This window comes from Zhengella sedimenti (genome assembly GCF_046506625.1).
In the GTDB taxonomy this organism is placed as follows: Bacteria; Pseudomonadota; Alphaproteobacteria; order Rhizobiales; family Rhizobiaceae; genus Zhengella; species Zhengella sedimenti.
In genome coordinates this window covers 1-19,769 of sequence record NZ_JBKFFP010000008.1, presented here as the reverse complement: position 1 = coordinate 19,769, position 19,769 = coordinate 1, and the positions used below count along the sequence as shown (strand labels likewise).

At 64.1% G+C, this 19,769-nt stretch carries 7 protein-coding genes, 1 tRNA gene and 1 pseudogene; 5 read left to right on the top strand and 4 right to left on the bottom strand.

All coding sequences use genetic code 11. The features are described 5' to 3' along the window. Positions 1-714: an HAD family hydrolase gene (locus ACLB6G_RS18170; protein ID WP_410357638.1), complete on the top strand. Its 714-nt coding sequence runs from the start codon at positions 1-3 to the stop codon at positions 712-714. A gap of 48 nt (positions 715-762) precedes the next feature. Here ACLB6G_RS18170 and ACLB6G_RS18165 read toward each other — a convergent pair whose 3' ends face one another. Beyond that, positions 763-2,448, bottom strand: a complete 1,686-nt coding sequence (locus ACLB6G_RS18165; protein WP_410357637.1) for a long-chain-fatty-acid--CoA ligase — start codon at positions 2,446-2,448, stop codon at positions 763-765. Between the two features lie 129 nt (positions 2,449-2,577). Further along, the gene (locus ACLB6G_RS18160; protein ID WP_410357636.1) at positions 2,578-3,144 is read right to left on the bottom strand and encodes a DUF924 family protein; all 567 of its coding nucleotides are present in this window, start codon (positions 3,142-3,144) and stop codon (positions 2,578-2,580) included. Positions 3,145-3,391: 247 nt separating this feature from the next. On the opposite strand from ACLB6G_RS18160, the gene ACLB6G_RS18155 reads away from it, so the two are divergent. Then, positions 3,392-4,702 carry an NAD(P)/FAD-dependent oxidoreductase gene (locus ACLB6G_RS18155; protein ID WP_410357635.1) on the top strand — a complete coding sequence of 437 codons (1,311 nt, stop codon included), beginning with the start codon at positions 3,392-3,394 and terminating at the stop codon, positions 4,700-4,702. 12 nt (positions 4,703-4,714) lie between these two features. Continuing rightward, complete coding sequence (locus ACLB6G_RS18150) at positions 4,715-5,068, top strand: DUF5368 domain-containing protein (RefSeq protein WP_410357634.1); 354 nt, start codon at positions 4,715-4,717, stop codon at positions 5,066-5,068. A 152-nt stretch (positions 5,069-5,220) separates the two neighbouring features. Here ACLB6G_RS18150 and ACLB6G_RS18145 read toward each other — a convergent pair. Then, positions 5,221-5,296, bottom strand: a tRNA-Thr gene (locus ACLB6G_RS18145). Between the two features lie 222 nt (positions 5,297-5,518). Here ACLB6G_RS18145 and ACLB6G_RS18140 point away from each other — a divergent pair. Further along, positions 5,519-6,310 (top strand): annotated as a pseudogene (locus ACLB6G_RS18140) (FAD binding domain-containing protein); the annotation flags it as partial. A 407-nt stretch (positions 6,311-6,717) separates the two neighbouring features. On the opposite strand, the gene ACLB6G_RS18135 reads toward ACLB6G_RS18140, so the two are convergent. Then, positions 6,718-7,671, bottom strand: coding sequence for an NAD(P)H-dependent flavin oxidoreductase (locus ACLB6G_RS18135; protein WP_410357633.1), 954 nt, complete (start codon positions 7,669-7,671; stop codon positions 6,718-6,720). Positions 7,672-7,992: 321 nt separating this feature from the next. Here ACLB6G_RS18135 and ACLB6G_RS18130 point away from each other — a divergent pair. After that, positions 7,993-19,769: DUF4347 domain-containing protein (locus ACLB6G_RS18130; protein ID WP_410357632.1), on the top strand; the 11,777-nt coding region annotated here is incomplete at its 3' end.

Sequence of the window (19,769 nt, the reverse complement as noted above, 5' to 3'; positions counted from 1 at the left end):
ATGGTGATTCGCGCGGTCCTGTTCGACAAGGACGGAACGCTGATCGACTTCCATGCTACCTGGGCAGGCTTTGCCCGCCGCGCCGCGCTGGATGCTGCGGGCCATGACGGAGCGCGCGCGGCGCATCTCCTGGAAGCACTTGGCCTCGACAGGCAAACCGCCCGCTTCCGCCCCGGCTCCGTTCTGGCGGCGGGAACCGGCGCCGATGTCGCGGCGGTTCTCTGGCCGGGCGAGGAGGGCGGGGCCTTGCAGCGCCGGATCGCCGCGCTGGACGATCTGGCCGCCGCCCATGCCCGCGACCACGCCGTTGCCCTCGCCGGCGTTCCCGAGGCGTTGCGGGGGCTTCGCGCATCCGGCCACATGCTTGGCATCGCCACCAATGATTCCGAACGCGGCGCGCGCGAGACCATGGCCATGCTTGGGCTGGACGGCCTGTTCGCCGAAATCCTGGGCTACGACTCCGTGCCGCGCGCCAAGCCCTGGCCCGACATGATTCATGCCTTCGCCAAGCGCACGGGCATGGCGCCCGGCGCGGTGGCCATGGTCGGCGACAACCGCCATGACCTCGAGGCCGCGCGCAGCGCCGGCGCGGGCCTTGCGATCGGCGTGCTCAGCGGCAACTCCACCCGCGCGGACCTTGCCCCGCTTGCCGATCTGGTCCTCGAAAGCGTGGCTGAACTGCCCGCCGGTCTCGCCGCCCTGTCCCGGGCATGAGAAAGGCGGCTTGCGCCGCCTTCCGTTGTTCCCGTCCTTCAGCCTGCCTCAATCGCGCAATTCGCGCCGCAGGATCTTGCCGACATTGGATTTCGGCAACTCGTCGCGGAATTCGACATGCTTCGGCCGCTTGTAGCCTGTCAGGTTCTCCTTGGCATAGGCCATCAGGTCCTCCTTGGTCACGGCGGGATCCTTGCGAACCACGAAGATCTTCGGCACCTCGCCGGAATGCTCGTCCGGCACGCCGATGGCCGCCACTTCCAGCACGCCCGGATGCTTGGCCATCACGTCCTCGATCTCGGTCGGGTAGACGTTGAAGCCGGACACGAGGATCATGTCCTTCTTGCGGTCGACGATCTTCACATAGCCCTTCTCGTCCATGAAACCCATGTCGCCGGACTTGAAGAAACCGTCTTCGGTGAAGACCCGCTCTGTTTCGTCGGGACGGTTCCAGTAGCCAATCATCACCTGCGGGCCGCGAATGCTGATCTCGCCGACATCGCCAAGTGCCACGTCCCTGCCGTCCTCGTCGCGGATCGCGATCTCCGTGCCCGGGATCGGCAGGCCGATGGTGCCGGAAAACTCGTCCGCATCGAAGCGGTTGGCGGTCGCCACCGGCGAGGTCTCCGACAGGCCGTAGCCTTCCGAGATCACGTTGCCGGTCACGTCCTTCCAGCGCTCCGCAACCGCCCGCTGCACGGCCATGCCGCCGCCCAGCGTCAGGATCAGGTTGGAGAAGTCGAGCTTGCGGAAGTCGTCATTGTTCAAAAGCGCATTGAACAGCGTGTTGAGGCCCGGAAAGACATGGAACCTGTACTTGCCGAGTTCCTTCACGAAGGCCGGAATGTCGCGCGGATTGGGAATCAGCACGTTGAGCGCGCCCTGCTGCATGCCCATCAGCGCATTCACGGTCAGCGCGAAGATATGGTACAGCGGCAGCGCGCAGATATAGATCATGTTGTCCGGCTTGGCCCGGCCGGCATAGGCGGATTTCAGCCACAAGGCGTTTTGCGCCACATTGGCCAGCACATTGCGGTGCAGGAGCTGCGCGCCCTTCGAGACGCCCGTCGTGCCACCCGTATATTGCAGGAACGCCGTGTCGTCCGGCCCCGTTTCGGCCGGCTTGAACTGGCCCTGCCCGCCGGCTGCGAGCGCCGCCTTGAAGGTGACATGGCCGGGCAGGGACCAGGACGGAACCATCTTCTTGACGCGCCGCACCACGAAATTGACGATAAGGCCCTTCAGCCCGCCAAGCATGTCGCCCATGCTGGCCACAACAACGGTCTTGACCTGCGTCCGCTTGATGACCTGTTCCAGCGTGGCCGCGAAATTTTCCAGGATGATGATGGCTTCCGCGCCGGAATCGTTGAGCTGGTGCTCCAGTTCGCGCGGCGTGTAGAGCGGGTTGACGTTCACGACCACGTAGCCTGCGCGCAGGACAGCCATCATGGCGACGGGATATTGCAGCACGTTCGGCATCATCAGCGCGACGCGCGCGCCGGGCTTCAGCCCCTGCTTCTGCAGATAGGCCCCGATGGCCGAGGACGCTTCCAGCAACGCGCCATAGCTGATCGTCTTGCCCATGCAGGCAAAGGCGGGCCGGGCCGCGTAGGTCTTGCAGGCCTTTTCGAGCAGGTGGCCCAGCGAGCGGTCTTCCAGCGGGCCGATATCACCCGGAATTCCGTCCGGATAACTGGCGAGCCAGGGTTTTTCTGCGGCCTTCGCGGCTGTCATGGGTTCTCCTCCCCGGAGTTGAGCCTGGATTCGGTCGTTCGCGGCAGGACCGCGCCGCGACGGACAGGTTGCAATTGCTCGGTTCTACGTCAAACTTACATTGACGTAAAGGTCAAAATTCCGTGCGCTTCACTGGCCATAGCGCTCCGCGTTTTCCAGGTAGGCGGCCTCCTCCGCCGTATTCTCGCGTCCAAGCGCCTCGTTGCGGTGCGGAAAGCGGCCGAAGCGGGCTATGACATCGCGATGCTCGCGCGCGAATTTCAGATTTTCCTCCCGGCCCAGCGCCTCGAAGAGGCTGACGCAGCGTTCCTGGTCGTCAAGGCGCTCCGAATGCATCAGCGGCATGTAGAGGAACTGCTTGCGGACGTCGTCAAGGCCGGCGTGAAGCCCCTTGTCCACGGCGTTCCTGGTGATCTGGACAGCGAGCGTGTCGGTGGCAAAGGCCCGCGGCTGGCGCCGGAACATGTTGCGCGGGAACTGGTCAAGGGCAATGACGGCGGCCAGCGCCGCATCCGCGTCGGTCCAGACCTCTCCCGGTACCCCGTTGGCCAGCCGTTCATGGAGCGTCGCGAACCGGTTGGTGATGGTCATGTCCAGCGTATCGGTGCTGTTGAACCAGTCCTTTGGCGTCAGTTCGCCGAACCAGAAATCGAGAACCGCGTTCTGCCAGCCTGCGGGCAGGGCCTGTGCATCCATTGTCGCTCCTTTCACTTCCATCGTCTGTGGCAGGATATAGGTGTTTTCCGCGCCGGTTCGAGCGTTGCAATGCAAATCGCTTGCTGTCTGGACACGCCGTCTGCTCTCGGCAGGAACCGGACGGGCGGCTGGCAGGCGCCCGCCTGCTTGATCTGCGTCAATGTCGCATTGGGAATAATCCATATACATATGAAATGATGAAAATGTATAAGTACGTGGCCCGATACGGCCCGGCGAGGAGGTGATGATGAGAGCAAGCAGAAGACAATTCCTGGGCCTTGCGGCTGCGGGTGCCGCAGGAGTTGCGCTTCCCATGGCTGCCCCGGGCAAGGCCGGAGCGGCAATGGTCAGGACATCGGCAAGCATCGTCATCATCGGTGCGGGGGCAGCCGGTACGGCTTTCGCCAATCGCCTCGTGCGGCGGCTGGAAGGGGCGTCCATCACGCTCATCGATCCGCGCAAGGAACACCTCTACCAGCCTGGCCTCTCGCTCGTCGCGGCGGGGTTGAAGCCCGCCGGATATGTCGTTTCCCAAACCACCGACTGGCTTCCATCCGGCGTCAAGCTGATTGCCGAGGCAGCAACGGCCATCGACCCCGTTGCAAGGACGGTGTCGACCGCAGGCGGGCAGACAATTCGCTACGATTTCCTGGTCCTGGCACCGGGCCTCGTGCTCGATCACGACGCCATCGAGGGCTTCTCTCTCGACATGGTCGGCAAGGACGGCATTGGCGCGCTTTATGCCGGACCGGAATACGCGGCAAAGACCTGGCAGGCGGCATCCAGGTTCACCGATGACGGCGGCGTCGGCCTGTTCACACGGCCGGCGACCGAGATGAAATGCGCGGGTGCGCCGCTCAAGCACACCTTCCTGATCGACGATATCGCGCGCCGCAAGGGCAACCGCTCGAAGATGGAAATCACCTATGCCAACAATTCCGGCGCCTTGTTCGGCGTGCCGATCGTGGCCGAAAAGGTGAGGATGCTCTTTGGCGACCGTGGCATTGCGCCGGCCATGTCCCATGTGCTCAAGCGCATCGATGCTGGGCGGAAGGTGGCCACCTTCGACACGCCGGACGGCGAGAAGGATATGGGCTATGACTACATCCACGTCATCCCGCCCCAGCGTGCGCCGGCCGTAATACGCGAAGCCGGCCTGTCCTGGGCCGACAAGTGGACGGACCAAGGGTGGGCGGAAGTGGACATGAAGACCCTGCGCCATCTGCGCTACCCGGAGATTTTCGCGCTCGGCGACGTGGCCGGGGTGCCGAAGGGCAAGACCGCGGCAAGCGTGAAATGGCAGGTGCCGGTGGTCGAGGATCATCTTGTCGCGGCCATTGGCGGCGGCGAAGGCACTGAAGCCTACGGCGGTTACACGTCATGTCCGATGATCACGCGCGTCGGCCGCGCCATGCTCATCGAATTCGACTACAACAACAATCTCGTTCCCTCCTTCCCGGGCATCATCGCGCCATTGGAGGAACTGTGGATCAGCTGGCTCATGAAGGAACTGGCCCTCAAGCCGACCTACAATGCCATGCTGCGCGGCGAAGCCTGAGGAGAACCGGCCATGAAGGAACTCACACTTGAAACATTGCTGGCCGTCTTCGAGGAGATGTTTGGCGGCCTGTTCTTCTGGTTTCTGGTCATCGCCGCCGTGATCGTCACCGCGGCCTATCTCTTCGTGCTTGTGCGGGACCGCTCGGTGTCCATGAGGAAGTTCCTGTGGGCGCAGGTCTCCATGCCTTTTGGCGCGGTGGCGGCGGTCGCGCTCGTGCTTGGCGTCACCAATTCCAGCCTTGCGGATCTGGGCGGCCCGATCGACGTGATCGTCTTCCTCGGCATCGCGGCGCTGGGCGCCGTGGGCATTTCCATCCTCGTCTATACGGTGCAGTCGCTGATCATGCCGCCAAAGGCACAATAAGGCATGTCTTCCACTGACTGAGAGGCGCCCGCTCCGGCGGGCGTTTTCATGTGCGCATCCGGCACATTCGGCGACGCCTTGAAAGACCGGCCGACAATTGGCACACCCCGTCTTGCCGGGCGGCGTGGGCACAGATTGCTTGAACGGAGAAGTGGTGCCGCTTGCGTGACTCGAACACGCGACCTACGCATTACGAATGCGTTGCTCTACCAACTGAGCTAAAGCGGCCCGCGGCGATGCGCCGGAACTGAGCGCGTGATACCGTCAAAGCGCGGCGATTTCAAGCAGCAGTTTTGCTTATCGTGAACAAGAAGCGCGCCGGCGTCCGGCCTTGTTCTTTCGGTCACAGGCCGGGGCGTTTTCTGGACAATGGCGCCGGTCCGCGCCATGCTCCCCCAAGGGACCTTTTGCCGCCATCGAAGGGCGGAAGGCCGAGCGGGAGGAAAACGAATGTACGATACCACCTATCATCGCGCGTCCTCTGTGGAAGAGGCGGCCCGTCTGGCCAAGGACGCGGCGGAAGCGAAATACGTGTCCGGCGGACAGACGCTGATCCCGGCCATGAAGACGCGGCTTGCCGCGCCGTCCGACCTCATCGACCTGCGCCACATCGCCAGCCTGAAGGGAATCACGGTTTCCGGCGGCACCATCACCATAGGCGCGGCGACGCCCCATGCCGAAGTCGCCGCATCCGCGGATCTCGCCGCCGCTTGCCCGGCCCTGACATCGCTGGCCAGCCATATCGGAGACCCGCACGTGCGCCACATGGGCACCATCGGAGGGTCGATCGCAAACAATGACCCGGCGGCGGACTATCCTGCCGCCATGCTGGGTCTCGGCGCCACCATCGTCACAGACCGGCGCGAGATCGCCGCCGACGATTTCTTCACCGGCCTGTTCGAGACCGCGCTTGAGGATGGCGAGATCGTCACGGCCGTGACATTCGAGGCGCCCGATGCCGCAGGCTATGCCAAGTTTCCCAACCCGGCCTCGCGTTACGCGATGACCGGCGTTTTCGTTGCCCGCCGCGGCGGCGACGTCCGCGTGGCTGTCACCGGGGCGGGCAATGACGGCGTGTTCCGCGCCAGCGAACTGGAAGCGGCGCTTGCCGGCGATTTTTCGCCCGCCGCGCTGGAGGGCAAGAGCGTGCCGGCGAGCAGCATGATGAGCGACATGCATGCCAATGCCGAATACCGGGCCAATCTCGTGACGGTCATGGCCAAACGCGCGGTGGTCGCGGCCGGCAGCGGTCCGGTTGCCACCGTGCGCCCCGATGGCGACCTGACGAAGGCGGCGGAGGCCGTGGTGGACGAGGCGCAGAAGGCAGGCCAGGCAGCACGCGCAGCCGTGGAGGAAACTGTCGAAGAGGCGCGCGATACCGCCGGGCGGGTGGCCGAGCAGGTCAGGGAAACCGTTCGCTCCGCGCCGCCGGTCAAGAAGCGCGGCTGGCTTGCCCGCCTGTTCGGCTTCGGCAACTAGAGCAATTCCAGCGAAAGTGGACACCGGTTTCGCGTCCGGAATTGCGTAAAAAACATGTCGCATTGGAGCGGTTCAACGAAAAGCGGAACTGCCCAGGGTCATCAGCGATGCCGGGAACTTAAACGGGCGCCCGCCGGGCGCCCGTGGCCGTTCTGAAAGCCGGAACCGGCTCAGCCGCAGATGCGCGCCTTGGCCTCGGCATATTCCTTCGCCAGCCGGTCGACCAGCGCGGCGGCGGGAACGATTTCCTTGACCGCGCCGATGCCCTGGCCGCAGCCCCAGATGTCCTTCCAGGCCTTCGACTTGTCGCCGCCGAAGTTCATTTTCGACGGGTCGCTCTCCGGCAGGTTGTCCGGGTCCATGCCCGCATTGCGGATGGAGCCCTTCAGGTAGTTCCCGTGCACGCCGGTGAACAGGTTGGAATAGACGATGTCGGCGGCATTCGAGCCGACGATCATTTCCTTGTAGGCGTCGACCGCGCGGGCTTCCTGCGTGGCGATGAACGGCGAACCGATATATGCCATGTCGGCGCCCATGGCCTGCGCGGCCAGCACGGCGCCACCATTGGCGATCGAGCCTGACAGCAGGAGCGGCCCGTCGAACCATTCGCGGATTTCCTGGACGAGCGCGAAGGGCGACAGCGTGCCGGCATGGCCGCCGGCGCCGGTGGCAACGGCAACCAGCCCGTCGGCGCCCTTCTCGATGGCCTTGCGGGCATGGCGGTCGTGGATGATGTCGTGCAGCACGATGCCGCCATAGGAATGGATGGCCTCGTTCACCTCCGGCACCGCCCCGAGCGAGGTGATGACCACCGGCACCTTGTATTTCACGCACATCTCCAGGTCGTGCTGCAGTCGCGTGTTGGTCTTGTGCACGATCTGGTTGACCGCGAAGGGTGCGGCAGGCCGGTCCGGGTGCGCCCTGTCATGGGCGGCCAGTTCCTCGGTGATCTGCGCCAGCCATTCGTCAAGCTGTGCCTCCGGCCGCGCATTGAGCGCGGGAAACGAACCCACGATGCCCGCCTTGCACTGTTCCAGCACCAGCGGCGGATGCGAGATGATGAACAGCGGCGAACCGACGACGGGAATGCGCAGGTTCGTCTTGAGAATGTCAGGCAGAGCCATCCGGGAATTCCCTCCAATTTACGTTATCGTAAAGTGCTGCTCTTTTCCCGCCTGCGGACGGCGCCGTCAAGGCTTGGTTTGACCTCCCGGTTTTACGGATCTGATTCGCGGCAGGACCCTTGGGCGATGCCCGTGCCAGTTTCGCATTTGGCAAAAGGCGCCATCCCCTTGCGGGCCGGAATGCGAAAAAGCCGCCATGCTGCTTGCCATTCCGCGAAAACAACCAAAAATTTAGACAAAATCGGAAATACAACCGTTTACTTTTCGTCAATCATTCGCATAGATAGTGGCCAAATCAGAATGCAACCATAGAGGGTTATCATGGCGGCCAAGCGCGTTCGGGGGACCGGCAGGACACACCAGGGCAAAAACCGCACGGCGGGCAAGCCGCGCAAGGCAATCGAGTTGCCGGAAGCGCTGGAGCCGCGCGTCCTGCTCGATGCGGCCATGGTGGAGACGGCCGCCGATCTCGCACGGGATGCCGCGCACGACAGCGCCCCGGTCCACGATGCGGGAGACATCGCGGAACTGGCTGCCGCGCTGGCCGCGCCGGCACGGGAGACGCGAACGCAGGTCTATTTCATCGACGCCGGAGTTGACGGTGCGGACGCCCTCCTGGCCGCACTGCCGGAAAACGCCGAAGTGCATACGCTCGCCGCTTCCTCCGACGGCGTCGCGCAGATCGCATCGGTGCTGGAGGGCCGCTCCGGCATCGATGCGATCCACATCCTCTCGCACGGGCGGCCGGGCGAATTGACGCTTGGCAATGCCGTGCTCGACGCGCAATCCATCAGAGGCGACCATGCCGATGAACTGGCCGCCATCGGCGCGGCGCTGTCGGCCGATGCCGACATCCTGATCTATGGTTGCGATTTTGCGGCGGACCTGACGGGGGCGTCAGCCGTCGAGGCGCTGGCCAGGGCGACGGGGGCAGATATCGCCGCTTCCGACGACCTGACCGGCGCCTCATCCCTTGGTGGCGACTGGGTGCTGGAGCGTCACGTCGGCGCGGTCGAGGCCGAAGGCCTGGGCGCTGCGTCCTTCGAGAGCACATTGGCGGTGGAAACGGCGCCGGTCGATCTCGACGGTCCGGAGGCGACCGTCAGCACGGTCAGCAGCACGACGGTCACGTCCGCCACCCCAAGCGTCACGGGAACCCTGACCGACGGTTCCGCAACCGCGACCTACACGCTGACGCGCACGGCCCATTCGGGCGCAGGCAACACGACCGGTTTCACCGCTGGCGCCAACGGTGTCGAGATCCGGAACCAGGACCTGAACGCCGACGGCACCAATACCTTCACGTGGAACTTCGCTGTCGCGCCGGATGCGGGCAGCGCCGTCCGGACTGTCAGCGTCTATCGCGCCGGATACACCACGAGCGGCTTCGAAGAGAGTTCCGATCTGACTCTGACATGGACAGGCGGCGGACAGGCCGTCGTGCACGACCCGGACGACCAGATCGCCAACTATGCCGACGGCGATATCATCGCCTCCGGCGACGTGCTGCAATTGCGATTCAATGCTGGCCCGGGTGGAAACAGCGGCGGCATGGCCGACAGTACCTGGCGCGTCGATGTCGCAGCCGACAGCGTGACGGCCCGGATCGCCGATCTTTCGGACGGCAGCATCATGGGTAACGAATGGCTGACCTTCAATGCCGCGCTCAGCGAATCGCTGGATCGTGAAACCAGCTTCATCGAAGGCGCCGGGCCGGTGAACATCGCGGCGGCGGACGCTTCCATATCCGGCGTCCGTGCCGGTGACATCACGTCCCTGACCATCGCGGCGGGCGGTTTGATGGACGGTGCAAGCGAAACCGTCACCCTTGCCGGTCAGGCTTTTGACCTGTCGGTCGATGGCAGCGCCAGCGGCCTGACCGTTGGCGCCAGCCAGGTGGACATTTCATATGTCGCGGCCACGGGCACGTTCACTGTCACCAATACCACCGGCGCGGCCAATCCCCTTCCAGCCGTCGATCTGGAAGCGTTCGTGCGCGCGGCGACCTATGAAAACACGGATTCCGCGCTCACGCCCGGCGCGCGAACCTTCCAGTTCCAGACCACCGACAGCACCGGTGCCATGTCTGAAGTGGCGGCGAGCACAGTCAACGTCTTGAGGGACACCGACGGCGACGGCGTCGATGACGAAAACGACATCGACCGCGATGGCGACGGCATCATCGATATCGAGGAAGGCACGGTCCCCGATCCGCTTCCGCATGCTGCCGTCAACGATGGCGCCGCTGTGTTCGATACCGCGACCCTAGGCAATCCGGTTTCCTACTCATGGACCTCGGCGCTGGGCGACACGACGCTCACCTTCACTTTGAGCGATACCCGGTTCACCGACCCTTTCATCAGCCCGACACCGGACCTGCCAATTGCGGATTCCGGCGTTTTCCGCGCCGGCCATTTCACGTTCACGTTCAGCGAGCCGGTCGTCAATTTCTCCCTGGACTTCTATCACATGTCGCGGGCCCAGGAGTATGTCCACAACTTCTCCATAGCGCCTGACGTGGTGAACCTCGACCAGGATGGCAATGGCGCCAGCCACGAATGGGCGGCGGGATATGACGAGACCAATCCCGCATACAATGACAACGGCATTCTCTATTCCGTGGGCGCGGACCAAGAGTTCACGACCAGCAGCGACATCACGCGGCTCACCTGGAACGGACCGCTGACCGAACTGTCCTTCTCGCTCGCCCAGAATGCCAGCGCGGAATTTTTCGAAACGTTCATCACCGCGGGATTCGGCATTTCGGGCGGCGCGGTGGAAGTGCCGGCCGATGATGATGGCGACGGGATCATCAACCTCCTCGATACCGATTCCGACAAGGATGGCATCACCGACAATGTCGAGATCCAGTCGACGGCAGGTTACGTGCCGCCATCCGGTATCGATGTGGACGGGGACGGCCTCGACGACGCCTACGACCAGGATACGACCTCAACCGATCCGCTGCTCTCCAAGGGCCTGACGCCCGTCGACACGGATGGCGACGGAACGCCCGATTTCCGGGATGAGGACAGTGACAATGATGGCACGCCCGACATTGCCGAGCGCGGCGACGGCGCGCCGACCAGCGTTACCTCGACCGTCGATACGGACCAGGACGGCCTTTATGATATTTTCGAGGGTTCAGATGCCGATGATGGTCCGCGGCCCTTTGACGAGAACATCGACGGTTCGGGCAATTTCAATCTGGCAGGCGTCCCCGCGCTCAATGCGGACGGTTCCAATGCCGTGCCGCTGACCACCGACCTGCTGTTCCGCGACGTCCCGCAAGGCGCCACATTGCCCGCCTCCATCACGGTCAGCACCGTGGCCGGCCAACCCGTCAATGCCGATCCGCTGGCCGGCGCCACCGATCCGGAAGGCGATACCTTCGCCATTACAGGGATTTACGACCCTGCCGACCCCGCCACGCGCATAGCTTTGGCCGTTGATACGCCGGTCACGCTGGCTTCGGGCACGAAGGTCACGCTGAAGGCCGATGGAACGCTGGATATCGAAAAGGCCGACGGTGCGCCGGTTGTCGAGGCCATCACCTATGAAGTGACGGATTCCACCGGATTGGTCTCCTCGAGCACCATGAACGTCATCCTTGATACCGACGGCGACGGCGTCGATGACGACACCGACATCGACGACGACAATGACGGCATTCTCGACACGGCGGAAGAGCCGCCCTTCGACATCGGCGCGGCAACTTATGATGGGGCCGACCCTGTTACCGAGGAATCCATTCCGACAGGCATCACCTTTTCCCCCGACGGCATGACCATGTTCGTGGTCGGGACTTTCCAGGACAACGTCAATCAATATTCATTGACGGAACCGTTCAATCCCACCGCCGGCCACACGCTCGTCGGCCAGTTCTATGTCAATGCGCAAGCACCTCGGGCGGAGGACGTGCATTTCAGTCCCGATGGACTGCGCATGTTCCTGGTCGATTCGGCAAACGATTCCGTTCACCAGTATTCTCTCGATACGGCATTCGACGTGGTCAATGGGACCATCCAGTATGATGGCTCCGTCGCGGCAGGCGACTCAACGCCCACCGGCGTCCGTTTCAATGCTGACGGCACGCGCATGTATGTGAGCGGACAGTTAGACAAGACCGTGCTTCAGTACAGCCTCGCCACGCCCTATGACGTGACTGGCAGCGTCACATTGGAAGGGGAGACCGGTTCACTGACACCGACAGTGGGGGCAATTAGGGGTCTCGCGCTCTCTGGTGACGGCAACTATCTCTTCCTGCTTGATGATTTGAATGAGCTGGTCCACACATACGCCCTGGAAACACCCTTCGACGTGTTGTCGACGCGGACCTATGGCGGCAGTTATTCCATTGCTGCGCAGGAGGTTGGCGCGACTGGCATTGCCTTCAGCAATGATGGTTCGAAACTCTTTATAATCGGCGGGCAGCGGCAGGTATTGCAGTATTCGCTGCCGGTCTCGGTCGATTTTGACGGCATCCCGTCCAGCCGCGATCTCGATTCCGACGAGGACGGCATCACCGACAATGTCGAGGCGCAGACGACCGCCGGCTACATCGCGCCCTCCGGCGTGGATACCGACGGCAATGGCCTCGACGATGCCTATGAAAGCGCGCCCGGCGCGGGCGAGGGCCTGACGCCCGTCGATACCGACGGCGACGGCACCGCCGACTTCCTCGACACCGACAGCGACGGCGACGGCAATCTCGACATCAACGAGCGCCGCGACGGCGCGCCCAGCTCCGTCACCGACACCACCGACACCGACGGCGACGGCCTCTACGACATTTTCGAGGGCGCGGACGCCAATGACGGCTTCGATGTCAACGACGGGAACATCGACGGCTCCGGCAATTTCAACCTTGCCGCTTCGGCCGGTGTCAACGCGGACGGCTCCAATGCCGTGCCGCTGACCGGCGACCTGAATTTCCGCACCTTTGTCAGCAACACCGCGCCGGTCCTGCCGGCCGCCGGCGGACCCGTCCCCGTGTCCGAGGACGGCATCGTCACCGGGAACGTGCTGACGGGCGTCACCGATACCGATGGCGACACCGTCACCGTGTCGGAATTCTCCATCGCCGGCGACCCCGCCACCTACGGGCCGGGCGAGACCGCGCATATCGACGGCGTCGGCGCCGTGCGCATCAATGCCGATGGCGGCTATGTCTTCGCGCCGGCACCCGACTACCAGGGCCCGGTTCCGGCCATCAGCTTCACCGCGTCGGACGGCAATGGCGGCACCGATGCCGGCACGCTGCAATTCGCCGATGTGACCGGCAATGACGACGCCCCGGTCATCGACCTCGACGTGGCCGATACAACCGCCAATCCGCCGAGTGTCTTCCCGACGACCCAGATCACCACCGAGACCGATACCGAAGCGACAGGGCGCATCGGCGACGGCGCGACATGGGCAGCGGGATGGACGCTGACCCGCACCGGTGCGACCGGATATTCCCCCGCGATGGATGCCTTTGCCTATGAAGGCGGAATCGTGGCCCGCGCGCAGGAGGATGCCGCCACGGGCGATTCCTTCGCGGTCGAGTTCACCGCGACGGCCGAATCGACCAGCGTCATCGAAGCCGTGGTCGTCGGCGGAAAGGATGCCATTTCCACCGAACCCGGCAACTACACGATCACCTGGACCGGCGGCGCGGCCGGCGCGGTGCTTTCGGATCCCGACGGCCAGATCGACAACTTCAACGATGGCGACATCATCATGTCGGGCGATGTGCTGCATCTCGCCGCGCAGACGACCGCTGCAAGCTGGTCGGTCCGTGTGCCCAGCGACAATGTCGCGGTCGAGTATGTCGCCGACAGTGGTGCCGACACCACGAACGAGGATGTCATCTTCCGCGTGATCGGGCACGGCACCGGAACGTCCGGCACCTTCACCGAGGGCGGGTCGCTCGTTGCGGGTGCCCAGCCCGACGCCATCGTTTCCTCGCTTGGCGAGAACGATATCACTAGCCTTTCCATCCAGGTGACCAACAGGCTGGATGGCGCCCATGAACTGATGACAATCGGCGGGCACACCTTCGACCTGTCGGTGAACGGCAGCGCCGGCGCCGTCGATATCGGCGGCAGCCAGGTGGACATCGCCTATGTTGTCGCCGGAAACGCCGGCACATTCACCGTGACCAATACCACCGGCGCGGCCAATCCCCTGTCCGATGCCGACCTGAGCGCGCTGATCCGCACCATCACCTACGAGAACACCAGCGAGAACCCGCAAGGCACTGTCCGCAACGTGTTCATCACGGCAACCGATGCCACCGGCCAGGTGTCGAACACGGGGCGTGCCCGGTTCGACATTGTTGCGGTCAACGATGCGCCGGTCATCGATCTTGACGGCGACAACAGCACCACCAATCCCGGAACCTTCCCCGGCGATGCCGTGACGAGCAATGACGGTACCACCGCTACCGGCACATTCGGCGACGGCACCACGTGGGGGGCGGATTTCACGCTTCAGGTTACCGATTCACACGGATACAACCCATCGTTCGGACCCTTGGTTGAACCCACGGGTGGCGTCTACGCCAGAATGTTCTTCGACGCGGACGTGGGTGACGACCGATACAGCCTTTCCCTTGATGTGTCGGCCCAACCCAATAGCATAGTGGACTCCATCACTGTCATATCCCGTCCCGGCGTGGAAATGAGCGAAGGCACATTCACGTTCACCTGGGAGGGGGGCGGTTCGGCGGTCCTGTCGGATCCCGATGGCCAGATTTCCAATTTTGCCGATGGCGATACGATTCGTCCGGGCGATACGATCATCATGTCGATTTCAACCACAACGCCTTCCTGGTCGGTGACGATCGAAGGGTCGAACGTCGCGCTCGACTATGTTTCGACAAAGCCCCCGACCAATGAATCGGCCAATGAACAGCTGATCTTCCTCGTCAACGGCCGTGCGGCCGGTGCATCCTCCACCTTCACCGAGGATGGCGGCGCGGTGGCCATTGCCGACAGCGACGCGACGCTGTCCGATCTCGGCGAGAACGACATCACCGCGCTGACCATCGTCGCCTCCGGTATCGCCGATGGCGCGGCGGAACAGGTCACGATCGCGGGCCAGACCGTCGACCTGTCGCAGGATGCCAGCCTGAACGGCATCACCGTGGGCGGCACGCAGGTCGACATCGCCTATGTTGCGGCCAGCGGCACCTTCACGGTCACGAACACGGCGGGCGCTGCGACAGCCATACCGGTCGCCGATCTCACCGCGCTGATCGCCGGCATGACCTACGAGAACACCAGCCAGGATCCGACCGGCGGCGTGCGCAGCTTCGCCTTCACGACCACCGATTCCGCCGGGCTTTCCTCCAACACGGCTTCTGCCGGCGTCACTGTCGTGCCGGTCAACGATGCGCCCACGGGCACCGCCGATCCCATTGCAGTGACGGAGGACACGACCGCCGGCCCGGTCAACGTGCTCGCCAATCTGAGCGACCTGGAAGGTGACACGATCACCATCGCCTCGGCCACCATCGACACGAATGGCGACGGAACGCCCGATGCCCTGACGCTGGGCACGGCCACGCCGATTACCGATGCCGGCGGCAATGCCATCGGGACCATCACCGTCGCGGCGGATGGCAACGTTACCTTCGTGCCGGCGCCCGATTATGACGGCGCCGTCCCTGACCTCACCTTTACGCCGACCGACGGAACGGATGACGGCGCGCCTGTCACCGTGTCCTTCGGCACCGTGACCGGCGTCAACGACGTTCCGGTGACCGTGACCGACACGATTCCGGTGACCGAGGACACGACAGCCGGCCCGGTCAACGTTCTCGCCAACGACACCGATGCCGACGGCGACACGCTGACCATTGCATCGGCCTCCATGGACATCGACGGCGACGGCACGCCCGACGCCCTGACACTCGGCACGGCCACGCCGGTCACGGATGCCGGCGGCAATGCCATAGGCACCATCACCGTGACGGCTGATGGCAATGTGACCTTCGTGCCGGCGCCCGATTATGACGGAGCGGTTCCGGACCTCACCTATGTTGCCACCGACGGCACGGTGAACAGCGCCCCGGGCACCGTTTCCTTCGGCACGGTCACGGGCGTCAACGATGCGCCGGTGATGAACCTCGACCCCAACAACGATTCCGGCACGCCGGGCGACACCTCCGATGACGGTGCCGACGATGGCGGCTATCTGATTACCTTCACCGAACACGACCCGCGTTTCCCGATTGTCGACACCGACTTTGTCCTGACCGATGCCGAGGACAACATCGCGGAAGTCGTCATCACCCTGACCAACGGCCTGGTCGGTGACATGTTCTTCATGCCCGGAGCCTTGCCCGGCGGCATTACGGGAACCGTCGTCCCGCCCACGCCCTTGGCCGCTGACGGCACGGTCACGATTACCCTGACCGGAGCGGCAATGACCACCAGCGCGGACTGGACAGCGGTCATCAAGGGTATCTTTTTCATTCCCAGCGCCACGAACCCGGAGAACCCGGACCCCGCCGACCGGACGATCACCTTCAAGGCGACCGATTCGTCGCTGGCCTCGAGTGCAACGCTGACGACGACGATCCATGTCGTGCCGCTCAACGATGCGCCTGTGCTGGATCTCGATGACGACAACGGCTCCGGTGTGCTCGCCGGCCACTACAATGGCGCCTACACGGAGAACGGAGCACCGGCCGCGATTTCCGGCGGTGTCCTGATTACCGATTTCGACGATACCATGCTCGAAGGCGCCACCATCGAGCTGACCAACGGCTTTGCCGGCGATCAGCTCACGGTGGGCACATTGCCGGCCGGCATATCGCTGGTTGGCGCTGCGCCCGGCAACCTGACGGGCGCCGGCACGATCACCATCGAACTGACCGGCACGGCCACGCTGGCCGACTACCAGGCGGCCATTGCGGCGATCACCTATTCCAGCACATCTGAAAATCCGAATGAAACGACGCGCGAGATTTCGGTTTCCGTGAATGACGGCGGACTGGATTCGGCCGTCCGTACCGCCTTCATCACCGTCACCGCTGTCAATGACGTGCCCACCGGCTCCATCGCACCGGTGACCGTGACCGAGGATACGCCGGCCAGCGGCAATGTCCTGACCGATGTCACCGATGCCGAGGGCGACACGATTACGGTGGCTTCCGCCTCCATCGACCTCGATGGCGACGGCACGCCCGACGCCCTGACGCTCGGCACGCCCAGCGACATCGTGGATTCAGGCGGCAATCCGGTCGGCACGATCCAGGTCGATACGGATGGCGCCTACACGTTCACCCCGGCGCCAAACTATGATGGTCCTGTCCCCGACCTGACCATCGTGCCCACCGACGGCACCGGTGACGGCGCGCCACTGACCCTGAGCTTTGGCACCGTGCAGGGGGTCGACGACAACCCCTTCATCGACCTGGATGGCGATGACAGTTCCGGCGCGGCCGGCACGGGCTTTGCCGGAACCTTCACGGAAGGCCTGCAGGGCGGCACGCCGCTGCAGGATGCGACGGATCTGGTGATCTCCGATGTCGATGGCGTCGGCATCGCCTCGCTGACCGTGGAATTCGACGGCACGTTCCCGGACAGCGGGCACGAAAAGCTCTACCCGATGAACCGGACCACCACGAGCGCCATCTTCACGCAGGGCGGCAACCCGGTTGACGTGAACATAGCTTTTCAAGGAACGAACTACCGCTTCGTGTTCGATGGCAATGGTTCCGTGACGATTTCCAATGCCGATACGGGACAATCCCTGAGCGAGGCGCAGGCGCGCGCCGCTCTCAACATCCTGCGCTACGGCAACACGTCCCAGGCGCCGACCGAAGGCGACCGGTCGTTTACGATCACCGTCACCGATACGCGTGGCTTCACGGCACAGGCAACGGCGTCCATCTCGGTCGCAGGGGTCAATGACGCCGCGCATATCTCCCTGGATGCCGACAATTCCACGGGTGCAACCAATGACGCCACCATTGTCGAGCCGTCCACCGTGTCCGGTTCGGCCGGCTCGCTGACAGGAACCTTGCCCGATGGAACCGCCTTTACCGTCACCGGCGCGTCCGTGACGGTCACCGGAACAGCTCCGGTCGAGAACCCGAATTTCACCGATGCCTATGCGGATTCGCTGACCGAAATGCGCCTTGGTGCGGAAAACCAGCCGTCGATCATTTCCTTCAATGGCGGAATCATCCCGGAAGGCACCTACCTGGTGCTGAAGGATGTCGACGGCGCCGAAAGCATCACCATGACCGATGCCAATGGTCAGACGCCGGACATCGTCGAGCAGACCGACCGCTATCTCGGCGCGGTTACGGTGGACATTCCCTATGACCCGGCGACCGGCGAACTCAGTGGGCTTGGCGCGCCATCGGGCTTCCAGTCGGACCAGTTGATCGTCTTCGACATTTCGGGAATGCAGGACCTGCAGATCACCGCGCATTCCGGTCTCTTCTTCCAGTTCGCCATCATGGGGACGGTGCCGGAGGCGCTGAATGCGTCAGCCACCTTCACGGAAGACGGTGGCGCGGTGGCAATCGCCGACAGCGACGCGGCGCTGTCCGATCTCGGCGAGAACGACATCACGTCCCTGACAGTCGTGGCGTCCGGCATGGCTGATGGCGCCGCGGAACAGATGACCATTGCCGGCCAGACCGTCGACCTCTCGCAGGATGCCAGCCTGAACGGCATCACCGTGGGCGGCACGCAGGTCGACATCGCCTATGTCGCGGCCACGGGCACCTTCACGGTCACCAATACGGCCGGTGCAACCACGCCCATGGCCACGGCGGACCTTTCGGCCATCATCGCCGGAATGACCTATGAAAACACCAGCCAGAATCCGACCGAAGGCGCACGCACCTTCGCCATCAGCGCGACCGATGCCGATGGGCTGGAGTCCGATCCGGCTTCGGCGAGCGTATCGGTGGTCGCGGTCAATGATGCACCTGTCGCCAATGATGATGCCCTGGCATCCGATGAGGACACGCCATTCAACGGCAATGTGTTCGACGACAATGGCAATGGCGCCGACATCGATGTCGATCTGGACACCTTCACCGTGACCCGGGTCACCGGCGCAACGGATGTGGCCGCGCTGACCGGGCTCGCCGATGGCGCCAATGTCGGTACGGCCATCGCCGGTTCCAATGGCGGCACCTTCACGTTGAACACGGACGGAACCGTCAGTTTCGATCCGGGCGCCGATTTCAACGATCTGGATACGGGTGAAAACCGCACGACATCCATCGTCTACCAGGTCGATGACGGCAATGGCGGCACGGCAACGGCCGTTGCAACCATGACCGTCGGCGGCGTAACCGAGGATCTCGTCGTCTCGACCACGACCGCCAACCCGGATGGAACCGTGACGGTTTCCGGCACGGGTGAACCGGGCGCAACGATCGACGTGACATTCGAGGATGGCACCACCGGAACCACGACCGTCCAGAACGATGGCACCTATTCGGTGACATCGACGACGCCCCAGACCACGGGCAACCTGTCTGTCCAGCAGACCGACTCCCAATCCAATATCGATGGCCCGGAAACCGTTCTTTATACAGACACGACCGCGCCGCTGGAGCCGACCGGCGTCACCGCGACACCCAACGATGACGGCACGCTGTCGGTGACGGGTTCCGGCGAGCCCGGGTCGCAGGTCACCGTGACCTTCCCGGACGGTTCGACGGGCACCGCGACGGTGAACCCGGACGGGACCTGGGGCCCGGTCACCTCGACCGCGCCGCAGACCTCCGGCGACGTCACCGCGAGCCAGGAGGACGAGGCGGGCAACGTGTCGGGCGAGACGACCGTGCCCTACAGCGACACGACCGCGCCGCTGGAGCCGACCGGCGTCACCGCGACACCCAACGATGACGGCACGCTGTCGGTGACGGGTTCCGGCGAGCCGGGGTCGCAGGTCACCGTGACCTTCCCGGACGGCACGACCGGCACCGCGACGGTGAACCCGGACGGGACCTGGGGCCCGGTCACCTCGACCGCGCCGCAGACCTCCGGCGACGTCACCGCGAGCCAGGAGGACGAGGCGGGCAACGTGTCGGGCGAGACGACCGTGCCCTACAGCGACACGACCGCGCCGCTGGA